This window comes from Mesorhizobium sp. M7A.F.Ca.CA.004.04.2.1, assembly GCF_004022825.1.
Classification (GTDB): Bacteria; Pseudomonadota; Alphaproteobacteria; order Rhizobiales; family Rhizobiaceae; genus Mesorhizobium.
Genome location: NZ_RZPH01001736.1, coordinates 1 through 526, shown reverse-complemented (window position 1 = coordinate 526; position 526 = coordinate 1). Strand labels below are relative to the sequence as shown.

Annotated in this window: 1 protein-coding gene and 1 riboswitch; the gene reads left to right on the top strand. The window is 65.4% G+C overall.

Annotated features, from left to right (window positions below; all coding sequences use genetic code 11):
* Positions 1-116: riboswitch (cobalamin riboswitch) on the top strand. This riboswitch is flagged as partial in the annotation.
* 38 nt (positions 117-154) lie between these two features.
* A partial coding sequence (locus EN893_RS37300) for a DUF1636 family protein (protein WP_128362325.1) occupies positions 155-526 on the top strand: 372 nt, incomplete at its 3' end.

The following is a 526-nucleotide window of genomic DNA, read 5'->3' as shown; positions in this document are numbered from 1 at the left end:
CCCCGCAACTGTAAGCGAAGAGCCAAGGCCGAAAGCCACTGGGAGTTCCCGGGAAGGCGGCTACCCAAGGCGATGACCCGCGAGCCAGGAGACCTGCCGTCTGCGACTTTAGAATCCGATCGCCCGGCGGGTTTCCGGGCAAGGAGCCCGATCTTTGGACCACGACAGCAGTTTTTCGGCTGGCACAGCGGATATTTCGTCCGGCCATGATGATGCCTTGGCCGGCGTCACCATCATTGTCTGCGCCTCCTGCCGCAATGAGACCGGCTCCGACGCCCATCCCCGCGCCGGCGAATTGCTGGCGGAGGATACGCGCCGCGCCGCATCTGGCGACGACATCCGCATCCGCAGCGTCGAATGCCTTGGCAATTGCAAGCGGCGCCTCAGCGCCGCCATCCTGCGCGACGGCTGCTGGAGCTATGTCTTTGGCGACCTGACCGAGACCAGCGGCGCCGACCTCGTCACCGGAGCCAAGCTTTTCGCCACCTCGACCGACGGTCTCATTCCCTGGCGTGGCCGTCCCGAT